The organism is Tardiphaga sp. 215_C5_N2_1, assembly GCF_052076055.1.
Classification (GTDB): Bacteria; Pseudomonadota; Alphaproteobacteria; order Rhizobiales; family Xanthobacteraceae; genus Tardiphaga; species Tardiphaga robiniae.
In genome coordinates, this window is record NZ_CP197240.1 from 1423354 (window position 1) to 1441038 (window position 17685).

18 protein-coding genes are annotated in these 17685 nt (G+C 62.5%); 9 read left to right on the forward strand and 9 right to left on the reverse strand.

The window, feature by feature from the left end; genetic code table 11:
* Nucleotides 1–64: 64 nt before the first annotated feature.
* Nucleotides 65–661: a TetR/AcrR family transcriptional regulator gene (locus tag AB7828_RS06720; RefSeq protein WP_089264157.1), complete on the reverse strand. Its 597-nt coding sequence runs from the start codon at nt 659–661 to the stop codon at nt 65–67.
* A 136-nt stretch (nt 662–797) separates the two neighbouring features.
* Between AB7828_RS06720 and AB7828_RS06725 the strand changes: the two genes are divergently transcribed.
* From AB7828_RS06725 to AB7828_RS06740, 4 genes are all read left to right on the forward strand, one after another.
* The gene (locus AB7828_RS06725) at nt 798–1766 is read left to right on the forward strand and encodes an SDR family NAD(P)-dependent oxidoreductase (protein WP_441229749.1); all 969 of its coding nucleotides are present in this window, start codon (nt 798–800) and stop codon (nt 1764–1766) included.
* Between the two features lie 27 nt (nt 1767–1793).
* Complete coding sequence (locus AB7828_RS06730) at nt 1794–2060, forward strand: hypothetical protein (RefSeq protein ID WP_441229750.1); 267 nt, start codon at nt 1794–1796, stop codon at nt 2058–2060.
* Nucleotides 2061–2149: 89 nt separating this feature from the next.
* The gene (locus AB7828_RS06735) at nt 2150–2920 is read left to right on the forward strand and encodes an SDR family NAD(P)-dependent oxidoreductase (RefSeq protein ID WP_441229751.1); all 771 of its coding nucleotides are present in this window, start codon (nt 2150–2152) and stop codon (nt 2918–2920) included.
* An 18-nt stretch (nt 2921–2938) separates the two neighbouring features.
* The gene (locus AB7828_RS06740) at nt 2939–3709 is read left to right on the forward strand and encodes an SDR family NAD(P)-dependent oxidoreductase (protein WP_231080603.1); all 771 of its coding nucleotides are present in this window, start codon (nt 2939–2941) and stop codon (nt 3707–3709) included.
* Between the two features lie 6 nt (nt 3710–3715).
* Here the strand turns inward: AB7828_RS06740 and AB7828_RS06745 are convergent, their stop codons facing one another.
* Together AB7828_RS06745 and AB7828_RS06750 are read right to left on the reverse strand one after the other, a co-directional pair.
* A complete protein-coding gene (locus AB7828_RS06745; RefSeq protein ID WP_441229752.1) occupies nt 3716–4948 on the reverse strand; it encodes an FAD-dependent oxidoreductase in 1233 nt (410 codons plus the stop codon).
* Between the two features lie 94 nt (nt 4949–5042).
* The gene (locus AB7828_RS06750; protein WP_441229753.1) at nt 5043–6542 is read right to left on the reverse strand and encodes a caspase family protein; all 1500 of its coding nucleotides are present in this window, start codon (nt 6540–6542) and stop codon (nt 5043–5045) included.
* Between the two features lie 231 nt (nt 6543–6773).
* On the opposite strand from AB7828_RS06750, the gene AB7828_RS06755 reads away from it, so the two are divergent.
* The 5 genes from AB7828_RS06755 (at nt 6774) to AB7828_RS06775 (ending at nt 12641) form a co-directional block, all read left to right on the forward strand.
* Complete coding sequence (locus AB7828_RS06755; RefSeq protein WP_441229754.1) at nt 6774–7082, forward strand: hypothetical protein; 309 nt, start codon at nt 6774–6776, stop codon at nt 7080–7082.
* 369 nt (nt 7083–7451) lie between these two features.
* A complete protein-coding gene (locus AB7828_RS06760) occupies nt 7452–8066 on the forward strand; it encodes a TetR/AcrR family transcriptional regulator (RefSeq protein WP_089264150.1) in 615 nt (204 codons plus the stop codon).
* A 119-nt stretch (nt 8067–8185) separates the two neighbouring features.
* Nucleotides 8186–9562, forward strand: a complete 1377-nt coding sequence (locus AB7828_RS06765; protein WP_441229755.1) for an MFS transporter — start codon at nt 8186–8188, stop codon at nt 9560–9562.
* 376 nt (nt 9563–9938) lie between these two features.
* Complete coding sequence (locus AB7828_RS06770) at nt 9939–11450, forward strand: DEAD/DEAH box helicase (protein ID WP_441229756.1); 1512 nt, start codon at nt 9939–9941, stop codon at nt 11448–11450.
* Between the two features lie 123 nt (nt 11451–11573).
* A complete protein-coding gene (locus AB7828_RS06775) occupies nt 11574–12641 on the forward strand; it encodes a GGDEF domain-containing protein (RefSeq protein WP_315842317.1) in 1068 nt (355 codons plus the stop codon).
* A gap of 138 nt (nt 12642–12779) precedes the next feature.
* Here AB7828_RS06775 and AB7828_RS06780 read toward each other — a convergent pair whose 3' ends face one another.
* The 6 genes from AB7828_RS06780 to sufC all read right to left on the reverse strand — a co-directional run bounded on the left by AB7828_RS06780 (nt 12780) and on the right by sufC (nt 17671).
* Nucleotides 12780–13247, reverse strand: coding sequence for a TfoX/Sxy family protein (locus AB7828_RS06780; RefSeq protein WP_441229757.1), 468 nt, complete (start codon nt 13245–13247; stop codon nt 12780–12782).
* A 203-nt stretch (nt 13248–13450) separates the two neighbouring features.
* The gene (locus AB7828_RS06785; RefSeq protein ID WP_120289422.1) at nt 13451–13861 is read right to left on the reverse strand and encodes a HesB/IscA family protein; all 411 of its coding nucleotides are present in this window, start codon (nt 13859–13861) and stop codon (nt 13451–13453) included.
* A 78-nt stretch (nt 13862–13939) separates the two neighbouring features.
* Nucleotides 13940–14341: an SUF system Fe-S cluster assembly protein gene (locus AB7828_RS06790; RefSeq protein WP_170849663.1), complete on the reverse strand. Its 402-nt coding sequence runs from the start codon at nt 14339–14341 to the stop codon at nt 13940–13942.
* Entirely contained in the window at nt 14338–15585 is a 1248-nt protein-coding gene (locus tag AB7828_RS06795) for a cysteine desulfurase (RefSeq protein ID WP_441229758.1), read from the reverse strand. The genes AB7828_RS06790 and AB7828_RS06795 overlap by 4 nt, the downstream gene beginning before the upstream one ends.
* The gene (gene sufD / locus AB7828_RS06800) at nt 15582–16901 is read right to left on the reverse strand and encodes a Fe-S cluster assembly protein SufD (protein WP_120289418.1); all 1320 of its coding nucleotides are present in this window, start codon (nt 16899–16901) and stop codon (nt 15582–15584) included. Before sufD ends, AB7828_RS06795 begins: the two co-directional genes overlap by 4 nt.
* An 11-nt stretch (nt 16902–16912) precedes the next feature.
* A complete protein-coding gene (sufC, locus tag AB7828_RS06805) occupies nt 16913–17671 on the reverse strand; it encodes a Fe-S cluster assembly ATPase SufC (protein WP_089264143.1) in 759 nt (252 codons plus the stop codon).
* Between the last annotated feature and the right edge of the window lie 14 nt (nt 17672–17685).

A 17685-nucleotide genomic window follows, 5' to 3' on the forward strand; every position in this document is an offset into this window, starting at 1 on the left:
GACGCGCTCACGCTTCAGAAATCATCGGGCGCGTGCCGGGAGCAATCTTTTATTCCCTATTTAGTCATTGCCCCTCGCCGCCCGGCGTGCGAACGCCGGCGATCAGGATATCGACGAGCCGCTTGGCGCTGGCTTCCCAATTCGGACCTGCGCTGACACTGGCCACGCCGGCCAGTGCGCGCAACATGTCGAGCGGATCGAGATCGAGGCGGATGTCCCCATTGGCAACGGCGCGGTCGACCAGCATTGCCATCGCAGTTTTGATCTGCGTGCCAGCATCGGCATAGAGGTCCGAACAGTCGCCAACAATCGAACCCAGCACACCCGCCATCAGTTGCTTCGTCGCAATGTGATCGACGAAGATTCGCATCCAGGCGCGCAAGGCCTCCACCGGGGCATGTGTGGTCGCAAGTTCCGCAGCGGCCTCGGCAAGCTGCTGTGTCTCGTTGCGATAGACCGCCTCGACCAATGCGTCGCGGGTGGGGAAGTGGCGATATAGCGTCCCGATTCCGACGCCCGCGAGCCGCGCGATCTCCTCAAGACCGGCCGCCTCGCCCTTTTCGGCGAATGTCGCCTTTGCCGTTTCCAACAGCCGCTGACGATTGCGCTGCGCATCGATCCTTGGTCCGCGAACGGCCTTCGGCTTGGCCTCCTGTGCCATTTTACGGGTTACCTCTTGATAAACGGAGGGAGCCTCCGTATTTAAACGGAGACGGCCTCCATTTATACCCTCAAAGCGCCGTTCGACAAAGCTCGATCAGCTCGGAGGCGCGTCGTGCCAAACACAAGGAGCTATCATGGCAGGACCTTTCAGTGCCACTTCCACCACCGACGACGTGCTCGCTGGCGTCGACCTCCGCGGCAAGCGCATTCTGGTCACCGGCGTCTCAGCCGGGCTCGGCGTCGAGACGGCGCGCAGCCTGGCCGCCCGGGGCGCGCAGGTGGTCGGTGCCGCCCGTGACCTCGCCAAGGCGGAAACGGCGACCGCGCAAGTGCGCGCCGATGCCACTGGTGGCGGTGGCCTCGAACTGATTGCACTCGATCTCGGCTCGCTGGCCAGCGTCCGGGCCTGCGCCGACGCACTGGTCGCGGCTGGCCGCCCGTTCGACCTGGTGATCGCCAATGCCGGCGTGATGGCGCCGCCGTTCGGCCTCACCGCGGACGGCTTCGAGACCCAGTTCGGCACGAACCATCTCGGTCACTTCGTATTGGTCAACCGTATCGCGTCACTGCTGTCGCCCACCGCGCGACTGGTCAACGTCGCTTCGTCCGGCCATCGCTTCGCCGATGTCGATCTCGATGATCCCAACTTCACCAAAGGCTCCTACGAACCGTTCATCGGCTATGGCCGCTCGAAGACCGCCAACATCCTGTTCGCCGTCGAGTTCGACCGGCGGCATCGGGCACGTGGCGTGCGCGCCACCGCGCTGCATCCCGGCGGCATCAAGACAGAACTCGGCCGCCATATGGGCGAAGCAACGATCGATGCCATGCTCGACGGCATCAATGCCGAGCTCGCTGCCGAGGGTAAACCGCTGTTTCAATGGAAGACCATTCCGCAAGGCGCTGCGACTTCGGTGTGGGCCGGCGTGGTCGCCAGCGCGGACGAGATCGGCGGCCGCTATTGCGAGAACTGCCACGTCTCGGAGATCGTCGACGGGCTGATCAATCCGGCCAGCGAAGGCGTGCGCGCTTACGCGCTCGATGCCGAACGCGCCAAGGCGCTATGGGCCAAGAGTGAGGAAATGGTTGGCGAGCGCTTCTGATCGCCCTGCCGAAATGAAACTGCGGTGATGAACCAAACAGTTGGTTCGTCACCGCCACAGCTGGCGCTTGAAACCTTTGGCTCCGTTCATTGTATCTATCCCATGCGCGCACCATTCCTCACTCTCGGCATTCTCGCTTTTCTGATCGGCACCCTCTGGATCGGCCAGGGCACCGGGCTCGTGAACTGGCCGAAATCCAGTTTCATGATCAGCCAGATGCAGTGGGCCTATTACGGCGCTGCCCTCGCCGCGCTTGGCGTCGGACTGATGGGATTGGCGCTCGCGCGGCGCTGACGCCCTCTTCCATCTTCCCGCCAGTCTTGCGATGATCCGTCCCAGACGCAAGAACGCGTCGGATACAACGCAATGCGGGACGAACATCTTTGACCAGTAATCTCTTCGATCTCACCGGCAGGGTCGCCATCGTCACCGGCGGCAACACCGGAATTGGCCTCGGCATGGCACGTGGGCTGGCGAATGCCGGTGCGACCCTCGTGATCGCCGATCGCAACCGCGATATTGCCGCTTCAGCAAAAGCCGAACTGGAGACGTCCGGACATCCGGTACTCGCACTGACGACCGATGTTACCGACCCGAACTCGATCGCGCAGATGGTATCCGCAACGTTGAACGCGTTCGACCGCATTGACATCCTCGTCAACAATGCCGGCATCAGCATCTCCGCGCCGATCGAAGACATGACGCTGGCCGACTGGCAGAAGGTCATCGACGTCAACATGACCGCGCCCTTCATCTGCGCACAGGCTGTCTACCCGGCGATGAAAGCCGCAGGCCGCGGGAAGATCATCAATATCGCCTCGGTGCTGGCCACGCTCGGCGCCGGCGGCGCGGCGAACTACGCATCTAGCAAAGGTGGCATCCTGCAATTCACCCGCGCGCTGGCGACTGCCTGGGCTGCGGACAACATCCAGTCCAACGCCATTCTCCCCGGCTGGATCGACACCGACCTGACCAAGCGCGCCAAGGACATCCGACCCGAACTGCACGATCGCATTCTCGGGCGTGTACCGGCGCAGCGCTGGGGTAGGCCTGATGATCTTGCGGGCGCGGCCGTGTTTTTGGCCAGCGGGGCTTCCGACTTTGTCAACGGTGCCGCGCTCACGGTCGATGGCGGCTTTTCAATTCAAGGCTGATGCAATGAGGACAACACCATGACTGCAGGACTGTTCGATCTCTCCGGCAAAGTGGCCATCGTCACTGGCGGCAATGGCGGCATCGGGCTCGGCATGGCGCGGGGTCTGGCGCAGGCCGGCGCCGCTATCGCGGTGGTGGGACGCAACCAGACGAAATCCAAGGATGCCGTCGCGGAATTGACTGAGAGCGGCGCCAGGGCGGTCGCCATTGCGGCCGATGTGACCGACAAGACCGCTGTCGATGGAATGATCGCACGCGTGCTGAAAGAACTGGGCCGCATCGATATCCTCATCAACAATGCCGGCATCAACATCCGCAAGCCGCCGCACGAGATCGCACTCGACGAATGGGACAGCGTGATCAAGACCAATCTCACCAGCGCCTTCGTCTGTTCGCAGGCGGCGCATCCCGCGATGAAGGCCGCGGGCGGTGGCAAGATCATCAATATCGGGTCGATGCTGTCGATCTTCGGCGCGTCTTTCGCGCCAGCCTATGCCGCCAGCAAAGGCGGCATCGTCCAGTTCACCCGCTCCTGCGCGGTCGCATGGGCGCCTCACAATATTCAGTGCAACGCCGTTCTGCCGGGCTGGATCGATACCGAATTGACACAGAATGCGCGCCGTGAAATCGACGGCCTGCATGACAAAGTCCTGGCACGAACGCCCGCCGGCCGCTGGGGCGCGTCGGGAGATTTCGCGGGCATCGCGGTGTTCCTGTCGTCGCGCGCGTCGGACTTCGTCACCGGAACGGCAATCCCCGTCGACGGCGGCTTCTCGGTGCAGGGATAGCCTCTCCTACGCTTCCGGCGACTGCACGTGCTCCGGTCGTACGCCAATGGCCAGGAAACGCGCGGTCAGTCCCTGCAGCGGCGGAAACGCGCTGACTAGGCGCATGATCAGCGGCGGCGTCAGCGGCTCGCCGCCCTTGGCCAGTGCACGGCTGATGATGTTGTTTTGCATCACGACCTGCATGCCCTGTGTCGCGCGCATCGGGAATTCGCGGCGGCGACGCACCGCGCCGAGGTCGTCCTCGGTCACCGGTCCCTCCACCAGCTTCGCCGCCAGCAGGTTAGCGGTCGCGACGGCGTCCTGCACCGCAATATTCACACCGACGCCGCCAACCGGGGACATCGCATGCGCGGCATCGCCGATGCACAACAGCCCCGGCCGGGTCCAGCGCTTGAGCCGATTGATCGCGACGGTCAGTAGTTTGACGTCGTCCCAGCTCTTCAGCTCTTCGATATGCGCGCTCAGGATCGGCGCCAGACGTGACGTTTCGGCACGGAAAGCCTCAAGGCCACGCACCTTGATCTCCTCATAGTGCCCCTTGGCGATCACATAAGCGCATTGCCAGTAGTCCCCGCGATCGATGGTCACCATCATCTTGCCGGGCTCGAGCCGCGCGAACACGCTCTCGGTCTCCGCACCCTTGGCAACGCGAAACCACAAGATGTCCATGGGCGCACCGATGTCTTCGACCTCCAGCTTCGCCGCCGGCCGCACGATCGAATGCCGGCCATCGCAGGCCACTGTCAGATCGGCATGGATCTCGACCGGGCCCTGCTGCGTGATGGCCTTGACGCCGACCACTTGCTCGCCCGACCAGATGAGATCGGTCGCCTCGGTGTTCATCATCACCTTGAGATGCGGATAGCGCTGCGCTTTGTCGCGCAGGAAATTGAGGAAATCCCACTGCGGCATGAAGGCGATAAACGGATACTTCGCGCTGGTGCGGCTGATATCCGCAATGCGCAGCTTATGCGTTCCGAAGAAGCCATCCATCTTCTGGATACGATCGTGCTTGATCTTCAGGAAGTCGTCGATCAGGCCAAGCTCGTCCATCACCTGCAGCGTCGATGGATGCACGGTGTCGCCGCGGAAATCGCGGAAGAAGTCGGCGTGTTTCTCGATAACGATCGTATCGACGCCGGCGCGGCCGAGCAGATAGCCGAGCATCATTCCGGCAGGGCCACCGCCAACGATGCAGCAGCGCGCGGTCAGCGAGTTCTCGTTCGCGCCTGCAGCCATTCGCTACTCCTCCGGCGAGTCGAATTTCTTGATCAAGGAATGCGAGCTTGCGATAGTCGAAATGCCGTGGTTCGCAGGGCGGTGTCGATCATGCTCATCGATTTCCCGAACGTCGGAAGCTCTTGGTTTCGGAGATGCTGCCGTCCCGGAACGTCAATTCGACCGACACGAACTTCGTCGAGGCCGGGATTTTGATGTAGGTCTCGGCATCCGACGGCGTCGCAATGGGGTCGCGCAGGTCGCAGGGCGGGAATTTCAGCAGCTTGTCCGGCACGGCGCTATCGATCCCGACGCGGGCCTCGCGAATGGCACAGCGATACGACATCAGATGCGTATAATACATCAGGGGCGTGTTGTAGCCACCGAAGGCAAGCCAGCTTCCAGCGGTCATATCGAGGATCTTGCGCTGGTCGCGAACCAGCGCCGCCTCGGGATCGAAGCGGATCGGAAACGGGCCCTGCAACTCGCCGTTCGCGTCGACGTAACGCAGATAGATCGTCGCCGCCGCTGCATCGGCGTCGAGCTGGATCGCCGGATTCGGCATTCGCTTGCGCGTGCGCGGATCGAGCGTGTCCATGAAGCCGGTCTCGCGGAAATTACCTCCCTCGCCCATCCGCCAGGAGATACCCAGCGTCGGATCGGCGATCGAGAACATCACGGTCCAGCCGCCATTGTGGCGCGAGAAGCTGGCGATCGGTGCGTTCACCGCATCGTTGGCCGGCGGCAGTTGCGGAACGTTGACAGGGGGCAGCGCAGCGACCTGCTGCAGCGGTTCGGGCGGCCGCGCATCGGCCTGCTTGAGCGCCACACCATTGAGAAAGACGTCATCGACCATCTGGTCGAAATACACCGGCACCTGACGGTGCTTCACGGTCTCTGCCATCTCGCTGACGGTCCGCCGGGTGCGCTGCGCGACCTGCACGAGGTTCAGCGATGGCTCCTGCAGCTCCTTGATGAAGGCGCGCGTGAAAACCGAATTCGGATCGGTGTCGTTGTTCGACAAACGATCCAGCGCGGTCTGCCGCGGCCCGGCCGAGAAGATCGAAAACACGCCTTCCGGGAGCGTGGTCATCGGGGCGAGGCCACCGCTGCCGGCCACAGCGCGGGTGCCAGCGCGCTCGAACGGATTGTTGCGACAGGCGTCGAACACCAGAATCGACGTCCGCGCGCCGCGCATCTGCAGCCGCGTTACAATCCGGTCGGCGAGAATCGCTGAGTCGCGCACCAGCTCTTCCTGCCCTTCCGTGGCGGCAGGGACATCCGTCGGCAGCAGGAAGTTCTGGCCGGCGATCTCGAAGCCGTGCCCTGCAAAAAAGAAAAAGGCCGTGTCGCCTTTTTCAATCGTCGAATCGAAAGCAAGCAACGACTGACTGAAGGCCTGCCGGGTCTGGTTCTCGGCCACCATGACACTGAAGCCGAGATTCTTCAGTGCGTCCCCTATGCTGCGGGCGTCATTCACGGCCTTCTGCAGTTTCGGCACATTGCGATAGTCGTTATTGCCGATGACCAGCGCCACGCGTTTTGCAGCAAAAGCCGGCGCTGTCGAAAGTACCGCCGCTGCCAGCGCTGCCAGCAGAATCAAAAGCCGTCGCATTGTTCTATCCCCGCCCCACCAGCACATGTATCCGTGTGGTGACTCGACCGCGTCATTGTCTGCCTTGGTCGAGGCAGAACTGCGGCCGGTTCAAACCGAGGTCTAGCCGTTACCACCCATTTTGTCCTGCCTGCTCAGGCAGATCATCTGCCTGCCGATTGCAGCCCCGCTGCCACATTTTCCGCCTTAATCTCCGCTAGCCCGAGCCCCAATCAGAGTCAGGAGATCGTTGTGAAATCACTCGTCCTCGCAGCCGCGCTGTTGCTTCCCACCATGGCACTCGCGCAGGATGCGGCCCCCGCTACCGCGGCGAAACCGCCGGCTGCCACCGCCAAACCGAAGCGCGCCCCGGTAGCCGCCAAGCCTGCACAGACCACCCCGGAAGTGCTGGATATCAACCAGATCATCGGGATCCGCCAGGTCGATCCGGCGACGTATGAGGTCGATGCCCGTCTACAGAGCGGCAGCGAGGTGCATCTGCGCATGAATGCTTTCGTGATGCAGAATCTCGGGATGCAGCTAGGCACTTACGGCAAATAGTCAGCCTGCGGTATCCCTCTCACGCGCGCCGGAATAAGTCGACTTCCGGACGGCTCGGTGTGCGCTCTCGATCAGGGGTGATGAGGTACCACATGTCGCGAAGTCCTGTGGATAAGGGTTACGCGGCCAATCATCGACATGATTGCCCCGACATGTGCTATGTGACAATTCATCAGGTCCGGAGCCAATCCGGGGAGCAATTGCTAAAACCGGCTCCTGCTACAGGCAACCAACGTCAGGAAGCGCGCTTCAGGAACTTTGCGTTCCTCGTAGCTTGGCGATTTGAGGATGGGATTTTTTAGACTGTAAGATTTCAGGCAGTTTTAATCACCCGCCCGAAGCCCGCTACGACTGGATACCTGACGACCAATGGCAAAGAAGATGATTACGCCCGGGCACGAGTTGCTGCTTCGGGTCAACAAGGCATTTCTCGACCACGGCTATGCCGGCCTGTCGATGGTCGGTCTCGCGAGAGAGTGCGGCTTCACGCAGCGCGCGCTCTATTACTATTTCAGCAACAAGGAAGAGGCATTTCGTGCCTCGATCGGCCATCGCAATGAAGTCGCGATAGCGCAGGCACTTGAGGCCGGCCAGAAGATCCGGGAAAGTGGCGGCAGCGCACTCGACATCTTTGCGACGATCATCGACCTGAGATACGGCGAAACCCGTCGGATGCTGACATTCTCACCGCATACCGTCGAGCTCAATGCGGAAGCCTTTCGGCGCTGCCGCGATCTCATGATCGAGTCCGCAATCGCCTTCCAGGCGGAGCTGGAAAAGCTGATTATCGATTTCCACTACAGCAAGCTGCTGATCCTGACCGGCCGTTTTACGGCCGCGCAGATCGCGCAGGCGCTGGCCGACGGCGGACGGGCTGTCAATCAGGCACTCCCTCCGATCGCAGCGAATGACTTCTCGGCGCGCTATCGCCAGACCTGCGAGATGATCCTGTATGGCTGCGCGGCAACGCCTACGCAGATTTGAGACGCTGCGGTTCGCCGCCACATACCCTCCTCTCGACTCATCCAGCTCCATCGACATATGGTCCGCGCGGGCAGCGGAGGACGCGCATTGCGTTGCCGCTATGAGATGCGGGGCGTCAGATGAACGACCAGGTGCGGACGCACGGGGCGCCAGCGGGCGCAGCCGTACCAACTATTGCGGCACGCCTGGACGGGCTGCCAGTCTCGCCGCTTCACCTCGGCATCTTCGCGCTCTGTGCCTTCGGCCTGTTCGCAGACATCGCCGAGGTGGCGCTCAGCAATGCCTTTTCCGGCATCTTCCTCGCGCCGCCCTACAGCATCTCGCGCGGCGAGCTCTCGCTGTTGTTGGCATCGGTCTTTGCCGGCGGCGCCGTTGGTGCACCTGTGTTCGGCTGGATTGCGGATCGCTATGGCCGCCAGATCGCGCTGCAGAGCGCGCTTGCCGTCCTGGCGCTGAGCTCGCTCGCCGTCGCCGCCAGTCGCGATGTGGCAACGATGACGGCCTTCCGCTTCATCTCCGGCCTCGCCATCGGCGGCTATCCGCCTTTGACCTCGGCCTATCTGTCAGACCTGCTGCCGCCCCGGCGGCGTGGCCTCTTGATGATGCTGTGCGGCGCGCTCGCCTTTCTCGGCGCACCGGCGATCATCCTGATGATCCGCTGGCTGACGCCCATCGCGCCATGGGGCATCGAGGGCTGGCGCTGGGCTTTGATCTTCGGCAGCGTGTGCTCGACCCTGACAGCCCTGCTGTTCTTCCTGGTGCCGGAATCGCCGCGCTGGCTCGCATCGGTCGGACGCGACGCCGAGGCTGATGCCGCCTGCCGCCGCTTCGAGGCATCCGCGCGTCAGCCATCACCGCCGGCGATCTCCGCTCCCGAAACTATTGCGACCAGATCCAGCGGCTTCCGAGCGCTCGCCCGCGATCGGATCAGCCTGCGGCGCACAGCGCTCCTTGCCGCGCTCTATGTACTCGGACCCTGGGCCACCATTGGCTTCCCGCTGCTCAGCGCCGCGGTGATGGTGCAGAAGGGATTTCATGTCAGCGAGTCCCTGCTGTTCGCGGGACTTACGATGTTCGGTCCATCGATCGGCATCGCGGCGGCATCGGCCTTCGTCGATCGTATCCCGCGGCGCCTCGCTCTGGTCGCCTGTGCCGTGGCGATGATCGCAACTGGGCTGACTTTCGCTGTCAGCACGGTGCTAACGCCGCTCATCGTCACCGGCATCGTGTTCAACCTCGCCAGTGCCGTCTACAGCGCCGTGCTTAGCCTCTACGCTGTCGAGCTGCTGCCGACGCATCTGCGCGCCTCGGCCACCGCTGGCGCATGGGGCCTCGGCCGCGTCGTATCGGCGCTGGTACCGATCGCGCTGCTGCCGCTGCTCGGCAGCCACGGTCCGATCGCGATGTTCACCGTGATCTCGACCGCGCTGTTACTGAGCGGCGCGCTCATCGCCATTGCCGGTCCACCCGGCCGCGAACGCAGGCCGGTCGATTAACGGTCAGCGCTGCATCGACGTCACACGCGACGTCGCGTAGCGGCCGCCCGGCGGGGCCCCAAGCCCCCGCCAATATCCCGGTTTTGGCCCTTTTCCGCTAAAACATTAAGCTTTTTGGGATGTTCCAGGGTGTGGCGGATTGACTTTGGCCGATTCCAGCCTATGTTCCGGCTCGACGCGGCCCGGTATCGAAACGCGATATCTTGAGTAAGCCGCCTGTCAGCGCCCAGCGTCTCCGTGCATGTTTGCGTGCCGCTCCGGGGATAAGCGCTGCAGTATTTCCCGAGAATCCAAGCGGCGGTTTCGACCTGAGGCGTGATTCCGAACGGTGATCATCCGGATACCGGATCAGATCATGCCCCCATACAGAGGCTCAATGTCCTTCTCCAATCTCGGCTTGTCCGACAAGGTTCTCGCCGCCGTTGCGGCCACCGGTTACACCACCCCAACCCCCATTCAGGAACAAGCGATTCCTCATGTGCTGGCGCGCAAAGACGTGCTCGGCATCGCCCAGACCGGCACCGGCAAAACCGCTGCCTTCGTTCTCCCGATGATGACCATGCTGGAAAAGGGCCGCGCCCGCGCCCGCATGCCCCGCACGCTCATTCTCGAACCGACCCGCGAACTCGCCGCACAGGTCAAAGAACAGTTCGACAAATACGGCGTCGGCCAGAAGCTCAACGTGGCGCTGCTGATCGGCGGCGTCTCGTTTGGCGACCAGGATACCAAATTAACCCGCGGCGTTGACGTCTTGATCGCCACGCCGGGGCGCCTGCTCGACCATACCGAGCGCGGCGGACTGCTTCTCACCGGCGTCGAATTGCTGGTCATCGACGAAGCCGACCGCATGCTGGACATGGGCTTCATTCCCGACATCGAACGCATCTGCAAGCTGGTGCCGTTCACCCGTCAGACTCTCTTTTTTACGGCGACCATGCCCGCCGAAATCCGACGCGTCACCGAGACCTTCCTGCATAATCCGGTGAAGATCGAAGTCTCCAAGCCCGCCTCCACCGCCGTCACCGTGACCCAGTCGCAAGTGGCCGTCGGCCGCGAGCCGCACGAGAAGCGCGAAGTGCTCCGGGCCCTTCTCCGCGAAGCCACCGACCTCAAGAATGCGATCATCTTCTGCAACCGCAAGCGTGAAGTCGCGTTGCTCGCCAAGTCGCTCCAGAAGCATGGCTTCAGTGTCGGCGCCCTGCATGGCGACATGGAGCAGTCGGCCCGCACCGCTGCGCTGGACCAGTTCCGCAAGGGCGAGCTGCCGATCCTAGTGGCTTCCGACGTCGCCGCCCGCGGCCTCGATATTCCCGCCGTCAGCCACGTCTATAATTTCGACGTCCCGCATCATTCCGACGACTACGTGCACCGCATCGGCCGTACCGGCCGCGCCGGCCGCACCGGCTCCGCGATCTCGCTGGTGTGCCCGTCCGACCAGAAGTCCATGCTGGCAATCGAAAAACTGATCGGCCAGTCGATCCCCAAGGTCGAAACTTCCATAGCGATCTCCGAGCCTGTCGAAGGCGAAACCGCTGAGGCGTCGCGCCAGTCGCGCAACCGCACCGGCAATCGCGAAGCCAATGCCGAACAGCCGCGCGGCGGCCGCAACGATCAGCCCCGCGAAGGCGGACGTGATCGCAAACCGCGCCGTGAGCGTGGCCCACGCCGTGAAGGTGGTCGTTCGGAAGGCGGCGAGCGCAGCCCGCAGCCGCAACCCGCGGAAGCCGCTTTGGCAGCACCGGTCGTGGCAGCGGCAGCCCCGCAGGCGCAGCGTCCCCCCTCCATCGGCCGCGCCGAAGCGCCACGTCCGCGCCGCGAAGACAACGAACCGGCGGATCATTCGCACCTGCCGGCCTTTCTGTTGCGTCCGATCCGGGCACGCGCATAGGTAGTATCGCGCCACGAACGTTTACTTGCCGTTCACTCTCGTCCCCTAATCTGAATGCGATATTTTTAACGAATTTGCATTTCAGAGGACCGCGTATACCCGCAGTCCACGAGGGCACAGAACGTGACCGGCATCCTGGACGAACAAGAGCGGACTTTGGCCTTTGCCGAAGTCGCGCTGGGCCAAATCCGATCGCTGCGTCAGACGGCGATTCCACGCAATTATGAGATCTGGTACGTCTACGCGACTGGCTACAATTCGGCGCTCAACAAAGTCATCAATGAGACGCTGGCCCGCAACGGCCGCCTGACCGAAGCCGATCTCGACCTGATCCACGACACTTATCTCTCACAGATTCGGACCACCGATCGCATCGATCAGGTCGGCGCCCGCGTCATCGGCGAGATCGACGACGTGATGGCGCTCATCACCGATGCTCTGGGCATGACGACGAATTTCAATGCCAGTCTGGATGGTGCCAGCAAGGATTTGTCGCGGGCGCACGATTCTGCTGCGGTGAAAGCCGTGATCGAGAGTCTCGTCAAATCTACCCGTGAAGTGCACGACACGAACAAGGCGCTGGAAGAGCGGCTACTGTCCTCGAAGAGCGAGGTCTACACGCTGCAACAGAGCCTCGAGGCGATCCGCGCCGAGAGCCTGACCGATCCCCTCACCGCACTCGGTAACCGCAAGTATTTCGACCGTGCGCTGATGGCGGCAATCGATACCGCGGTGAAGCGCGGCGAACCGTTGTCGCTCCTGATGCTCGACATCGATCACTTCAAGTCCTTCAACGACAATTACGGCCATCTCACCGGCGATCAGGTGCTGCGTCTTGTCGGCCAGTCATTGAAGCAGACCATCAAGGGCCAGGATATCACCGCACGCTATGGCGGCGAGGAATTCGCCGTGGTGCTACCGAACACGCCGCTGCGTCAGGCGCTTACCGTTGCCGATCACATCCGCCGCGCCGTGATGTCAAAGGAGCTGAAGAAAAAATCGACTGGCGAGATCCTGGGACGCGTCACGATTTCCGTCGGCGTCTCGATGCTGCAGATCGGCGACGATATGGAATCGCTCATCGGCCGTGCCGACGCCTGTCTCTATGCCGCGAAGCGCAGCGGCCGCAACCGCGTGATCTGCGAAGTCGATCCGGAGTATTCGGCGGAGCTGCAGTTTCAGGTAGCGTGACGCCCCACACTCCGTCCTCATGGTGAGGAGCGCGTCCTCGCGCGTCTCGAACCATGCGCTCGCGCGCCAGCTCCTGTAGCTATCCCCAGCGAATGGCTTCACCATTCGCAAGGCGATGCCACGCAAGCGCACGGCTACTCAGGATGAGGATTTGCGCTTCTTTGCGGCTTTACTGGCTTTCTTGCCAGCGACTTTCCCGACCGCAGCCTTCTTGGCGGCCCTCTTTTTCGCCGCGGTCTTCTTCACGACCTTCGCTTTCTTCGCCGTCCGCTTCTTGCCTGCTTTTGCCAGCGATGCACGGATCGCAGCGGCATGCGCAACCCTCGCCCATTCGGTGACTTCATCGGGATCGTCATAGAGCCGTTCCGGCAGCTGCCAATAGGATCCGATCATCCGCAGCTTGCCGCGCATCTCATACTGAAAACACTGCGAGCCCTCGCTCTCGAAACGCGGGATCGAGTTTTCATCGGCGCGCAGATAGACCGCGCCGCGCAGCACCAGCGCGAAGTTGATGCCATCGGCGGAAATGCCAAAGCCGGAAAACATCCGGCGGATCGTTACCGGGCCAAAGCCGGCGAAAAGTTCACTGAGAAATTCGCGGTCCATCGGGGAAGTGTAGGATGCGACGCGCGATTGCGGAAGCGGTCCGTCCGCGTCGTCTCCCTACGTCATGGCCGGGCTTGACCCGGCCATCCAGTCTCCCTCGCTTTCACCGAAGCCCAGAAAAATGGATGCCCGGGACATCTAGCGAAGCCGCGCTTCGCGCTTTGCCCGGGCATGACAGAGTTTTAATTTCGAAAAGACAACTCTCAGCCGTCGATCTTCGCCGGCGTCAGTTGCACGGACTCGCCGCAGCCACAGGCCGAGATCTGGTTCGGGTTGTTGAACACGAACTGGGCCTGCATGCGGTCGGTCTTGTAGTCCATCTCGGTGCCGAGCAGGAACAACACGGCCTTAGGATCGACCAGGATCTTGACGCCCTTGTCCTCGACGATTTCGTCGGTCGGCTTGATGTCGTGGGCATATTCGACGGTGTAGGACTGGCCGGCGCAGCCACCGTTCTTGATGCCGACGCGCAGGCCGACGATCTCGGAATCCGCACGCTCCGTCAGCTCCCGGATCCGCGTTGCGGCAGCATCCGTCAGGCGCATCACCTGCGGACGGGGTCGCGGCTTCGGCTTGGCAGCCGGTATGGTTGGGTTCGGTGTCATCTCAGTCATGTGTTCAGTCCCTTCGGCGGTTCAAGGCCGCCATAGGAATTCAAGCGACTTGGGCGTATTCAGCAAACCGGACGCAACTCACCACATATTCAGAACGAGACGGGCCTCGTCGGTCATCCGGTCCGGCGTCCAGGTCGGCTCCCAGACGATCTCGACCTTGACCAGACCGACGCCGGGCACGCTGGCCACGGCGTTCTCCACCATGGTCGGAAGCTCTTCGGCCGCCGGACAATTCGGCGTCGTAAGCGTCATCTCGACCTGGACGGAGCGATCGTCCTTGATGTCCACCTTGTAAATCAGGCCGAGCTCGTAGATATCCGCGGGGATTTCCGGGTCGAACACGGTCTTCAGTGCAGCGACGATCTCGGTGCCCAGGCGTTCGGTTTCGGCGGGATCGAGCGCCGAGGTGGTCTGCATGTGAGCGGGCTTCTCAGCCTCGGGGGTGGCGTCCGGCGTTTTGGCTTCTGCAATGTCACTCATGCAAACAACTCCCGTGCCTTGATCAGCGCCTGTGCGAGGTGGTCGACCTCCTCGCGGGTATTATACATTCCGAATGATGCACGGCACGTGGCCGTCACATTGAATCGCTCCAGAAGCGGCATCACGCAGTGGGTCCCCGCGCGGACAGCGACGCCCTGTCGGTCGATCACGGTCGCCACGTCATGGGCGTGCGCGCCCTTCAGTTCGAACGAAATCACCGGGCCCTTGTTCTTGGCAGTGCCGATGATACGCAGCGAATTGATCTCGCGCAGCCGGTCCTGTGCATAGACCAGGAGGTCGTGCTCATGGGCGGCAATTCGCTCCTTGCCGATCGAATTGACGTAATCGATGGCAGCGCCGAGGCCGATGGCCTCGACGATGGCCGGCGTGCCGGCCTCGAACTTGTGCGGCGGATCACCATAGGTGACCCACTCCTTCGCCACTTCGCGGATCATCTCGCCGCCACCAGCATAGGGCCGCATCGCGACCAGGCGGTCATATTTGCCATACAGCACGCCGATGCCGGTCGGTCCGTACAGCTTGTGGCCGGTGAAGATGTAAAAATCGGCGTCGATATCCTGCACGTCGATCGGCATGTGCACGGCAGCCTGGCTGCCATCGACCACGACCGGAATGCCGCGCGCATGCGCGAGCTTCACCACGTCCTTGACCGGAACCAGCGTACCCAGCGCATTGGACATCTGGGTGATGGCGACGATCTTGGTACGATCGGTCAGCAGCTTCTCGAACTCATCGATCAGGAAGTTGCCTTCGTCATCGACTGGTGCCCACTTGATGACGGCGCCCTGGCGCTCGCGCAGGAAGTGCCACGGCACAATGTTGGAATGGTGCTCCATGATCGAGAGCACGATCTCATCGCCTGGCTTGATGTTGTCGCCGCCCCACGATGCCGCGACAGCATTGAGCGCATCGGTGGCATTGCGGGTGAAGATGATTTCCTCGGGGCGCTTGGCATTGAGGAAGTGCTGCACCTTGATGCGCGCGCCCTCATAGGCCTCGGTCGCGGCATTGGCGAGGTAATGCAGTCCGCGATGCACATTGGCATATTCGGACTTGTAGGCCTCGGTCATGCGGTCGAGCACGGCATACGGCTTCTGCGCCGATGCCGCGCTGTCGAGATACACCAGCGGCTTGCCATAGACCTTCATCTCGAGCGCCGGAAAATCCTCGCGGACGCGAGCGACGTCATATGACCCGTTCGAGACCGCGGGATGCAATGTCATGCGCGCGTCTCCAGCCAGCGCTCCGCAGCCGATATCGCAACGTCGCGCAGATCGTCATTCACGATCGACTCCAGCGCTTCGCCAACGAATGCCTGGATCAGCAGCGCCTGTGCCGCCTTCTCCGGCAGGCCGCGAGCCCGCAGATAGAACAGCAGGCTGTCATCCAGCGCGCCAATGGTTGCGCCGTGGCCGCACTGTACGTCGTCAGCGAATATCTCGAGCTCGGGCTTGTTGTCGATCTCGGCCTCGTCGGACAGCAGCAGCGCCCGTGACATCATCTTGCCGTCGGTCTTCTGCGCGATCTGATGGACGTTGATGCGACCTTGGAACACCGAATGCGCGCGATCGTCGAGCACGGCGCGGAACAGCTCACGGCTGAGGCAATTCGGTGCCGCATGCTCGATCACGAAGGTACAGTCGCCATGCTGCTTGTCGCGCAGCAGATGAACGCTGTTGGTCGACAGCTCCGAATCCACACCAGCCAGCGTGATGAAGCTCTGATAGCGGCTGACGCCACCGCCAGTGGTCAGGCTGAAGGTGTTGAACTTGGTGCGCGCACCGACTGTGACGATGGCCGTTGCGATATTCGCTGCATCGCCGGCGTCTTCCATCACGCGCACATGCTGCAGATCGGAATCGTCGCCGATCCAGATCACGACAGCATCATGGGCCTGATACGCCTTCGCGGATTCTGTCGCGACGAAGCTTTCGACCAGCGTCACGCGCGCGCGATTGCCGATACGCACCAGCGACCGCGTGAATGCGGCCACGCTCGGGCGTGTCGCGACATGCACGATATGCAGCGGCCGGGCCGGAACGGCATCGTCCGCGATATCGATCAGCATGCCATCGGTCGCAAAGGCAGCATTCAGCGCGATCATCGGATCGACAATGCGCGAGCGCAGCAGGTCGGCACGCGTCGCACTGGTCGCGTCATCGAGCATGGCGCTGAGCGCATGCACGGTCACGCCGCCGCCCGACGTCAGATCGGAGAGACCTGCCGCGAAGACGCCATCGACGATGACCAGCTTCTGCGTATCACCCGTACCAAGCGTTTCGACGAGCTTCGCGGCCTGGGCCAGCGCGGCCTGATCCGGCGCGGGTGCCAGCGGCGCCACGTCACGCAACAGGTTGCGCAGGTCGGTATATTTCCATTCTTCGATGCGCCGGGTCGGCAGACCGGTACGCGCGAAATCGTCGAACGCCTGCTGGCGCGTTTCCGCCACCGTGCCGACGCCCGGCAGCCGGCCGCGCGCAGCGGCGAATGTGCCGTCCAGCACCGCGCCCGTTGTTGTCTTTGCGAGAGCTACATTCATGATTGTCTCACTCAGGCCGCCGCGTCTTCATACTGCGCATAACCGGACTCTTCGAGTTCCAGCGCCAGTTCCTTGCCGCCGCTCTTCACGACGCGGCCCTTCGACATCACATGCACATGATCCGGCACGATGTAGTTCAGCAGGCGCTGATAATGCGTGATGACGACCATGGCGCGATCCGGGCTGCGCAGTGCATTGACGCCGTCGGCAGCCACGCGCAACGCATCGATGTCGAGACCGGAGTCCATTTCGTCGAGGATGCACAGGCTCGGCTGGAACAGCGCCATCTGCAGCACTTCGTTGCGCTTCTTCTCACCGCCGGAGAAGCCGACATTGACGCCGCGCTTCAGCATATCCATCGGAATGTTCAGCGAAGCAGCAACTTCGCGGACCTTCCTGAGGAAGTCCGGCACCAGATATTCGGATTCGCCGCGCGCCTTGCGCTGCGCGTTCACCGCGGTGCGCAGGAAGTTCATCGTCGTGACGCCGGGAATTTCCACGGGATACTGGAACGCCAGGAACACGCCCTTGGCGGCGCGCTCGTCGGGCTCCATTTCCAGCAGGTCTTCACCCTTGAACAGGATCTCGCCGCCGGTCACCTCATAACCGGGCTTGCCGGCGATGACGTGGCTGAGCGTCGATTTACCCGAACCGTTCGGTCCCATGATGGCATGCACTTCACCGCCATTCACGGTCATCGTCAGCCCATGGAGAATCTCGCGATCCTCGACACGAACCTGCAGGTCCTTCACTTCAAGCAATGCGGTCATCAGTCTCTATCCTT

Excerpts from the sequence above, each read along its gene's own strand:
- AB7828_RS06720 (WP_089264157.1), bottom strand. The coding sequence starts at position 661 with ATGGCACAGGAGGCCAAGCCGAAGGCCGTTCGCGGACCAAGGATCGAT.
- AB7828_RS06725 (WP_441229749.1), top strand. The coding sequence starts at position 798 with ATGGCAGGACCTTTCAGTGCCACTTCCACCACCGACGACGTGCTCGCT.
- AB7828_RS06730 (WP_441229750.1), top strand. The coding sequence starts at position 1,794 with ATGAACCAAACAGTTGGTTCGTCACCGCCACAGCTGGCGCTTGAAACC.
- AB7828_RS06740 (WP_231080603.1), top strand. The coding sequence starts at position 2,939 with ATGACTGCAGGACTGTTCGATCTCTCCGGCAAAGTGGCCATCGTCACT.
- AB7828_RS06745 (WP_441229752.1), bottom strand. The coding sequence starts at position 4,948 with ATGGCTGCAGGCGCGAACGAGAACTCGCTGACCGCGCGCTGCTGCATC.
- AB7828_RS06750 (WP_441229753.1), bottom strand. The coding sequence starts at position 6,542 with ATGCGACGGCTTTTGATTCTGCTGGCAGCGCTGGCAGCGGCGGTACTT.
- AB7828_RS06760 (WP_089264150.1), top strand. The coding sequence starts at position 7,452 with ATGGCAAAGAAGATGATTACGCCCGGGCACGAGTTGCTGCTTCGGGTC.
- AB7828_RS06765 (WP_441229755.1), top strand. The coding sequence starts at position 8,186 with ATGAACGACCAGGTGCGGACGCACGGGGCGCCAGCGGGCGCAGCCGTA.
- AB7828_RS06770 (WP_441229756.1), top strand. The coding sequence starts at position 9,939 with ATGTCCTTCTCCAATCTCGGCTTGTCCGACAAGGTTCTCGCCGCCGTT.
- AB7828_RS06780 (WP_441229757.1), bottom strand. The coding sequence starts at position 13,247 with ATGGACCGCGAATTTCTCAGTGAACTTTTCGCCGGCTTTGGCCCGGTA.
- AB7828_RS06785 (WP_120289422.1), bottom strand. The coding sequence starts at position 13,861 with ATGACTGAGATGACACCGAACCCAACCATACCGGCTGCCAAGCCGAAG.
- AB7828_RS06790 (WP_170849663.1), bottom strand. The coding sequence starts at position 14,341 with ATGAGTGACATTGCAGAAGCCAAAACGCCGGACGCCACCCCCGAGGCT.
- AB7828_RS06795 (WP_441229758.1), bottom strand. The coding sequence starts at position 15,585 with ATGACATTGCATCCCGCGGTCTCGAACGGGTCATATGACGTCGCTCGC.
- sufD (WP_120289418.1), bottom strand. The coding sequence starts at position 16,901 with ATGAATGTAGCTCTCGCAAAGACAACAACGGGCGCGGTGCTGGACGGC.
- sufC (WP_089264143.1), bottom strand. The coding sequence starts at position 17,671 with ATGACCGCATTGCTTGAAGTGAAGGACCTGCAGGTTCGTGTCGAGGAT.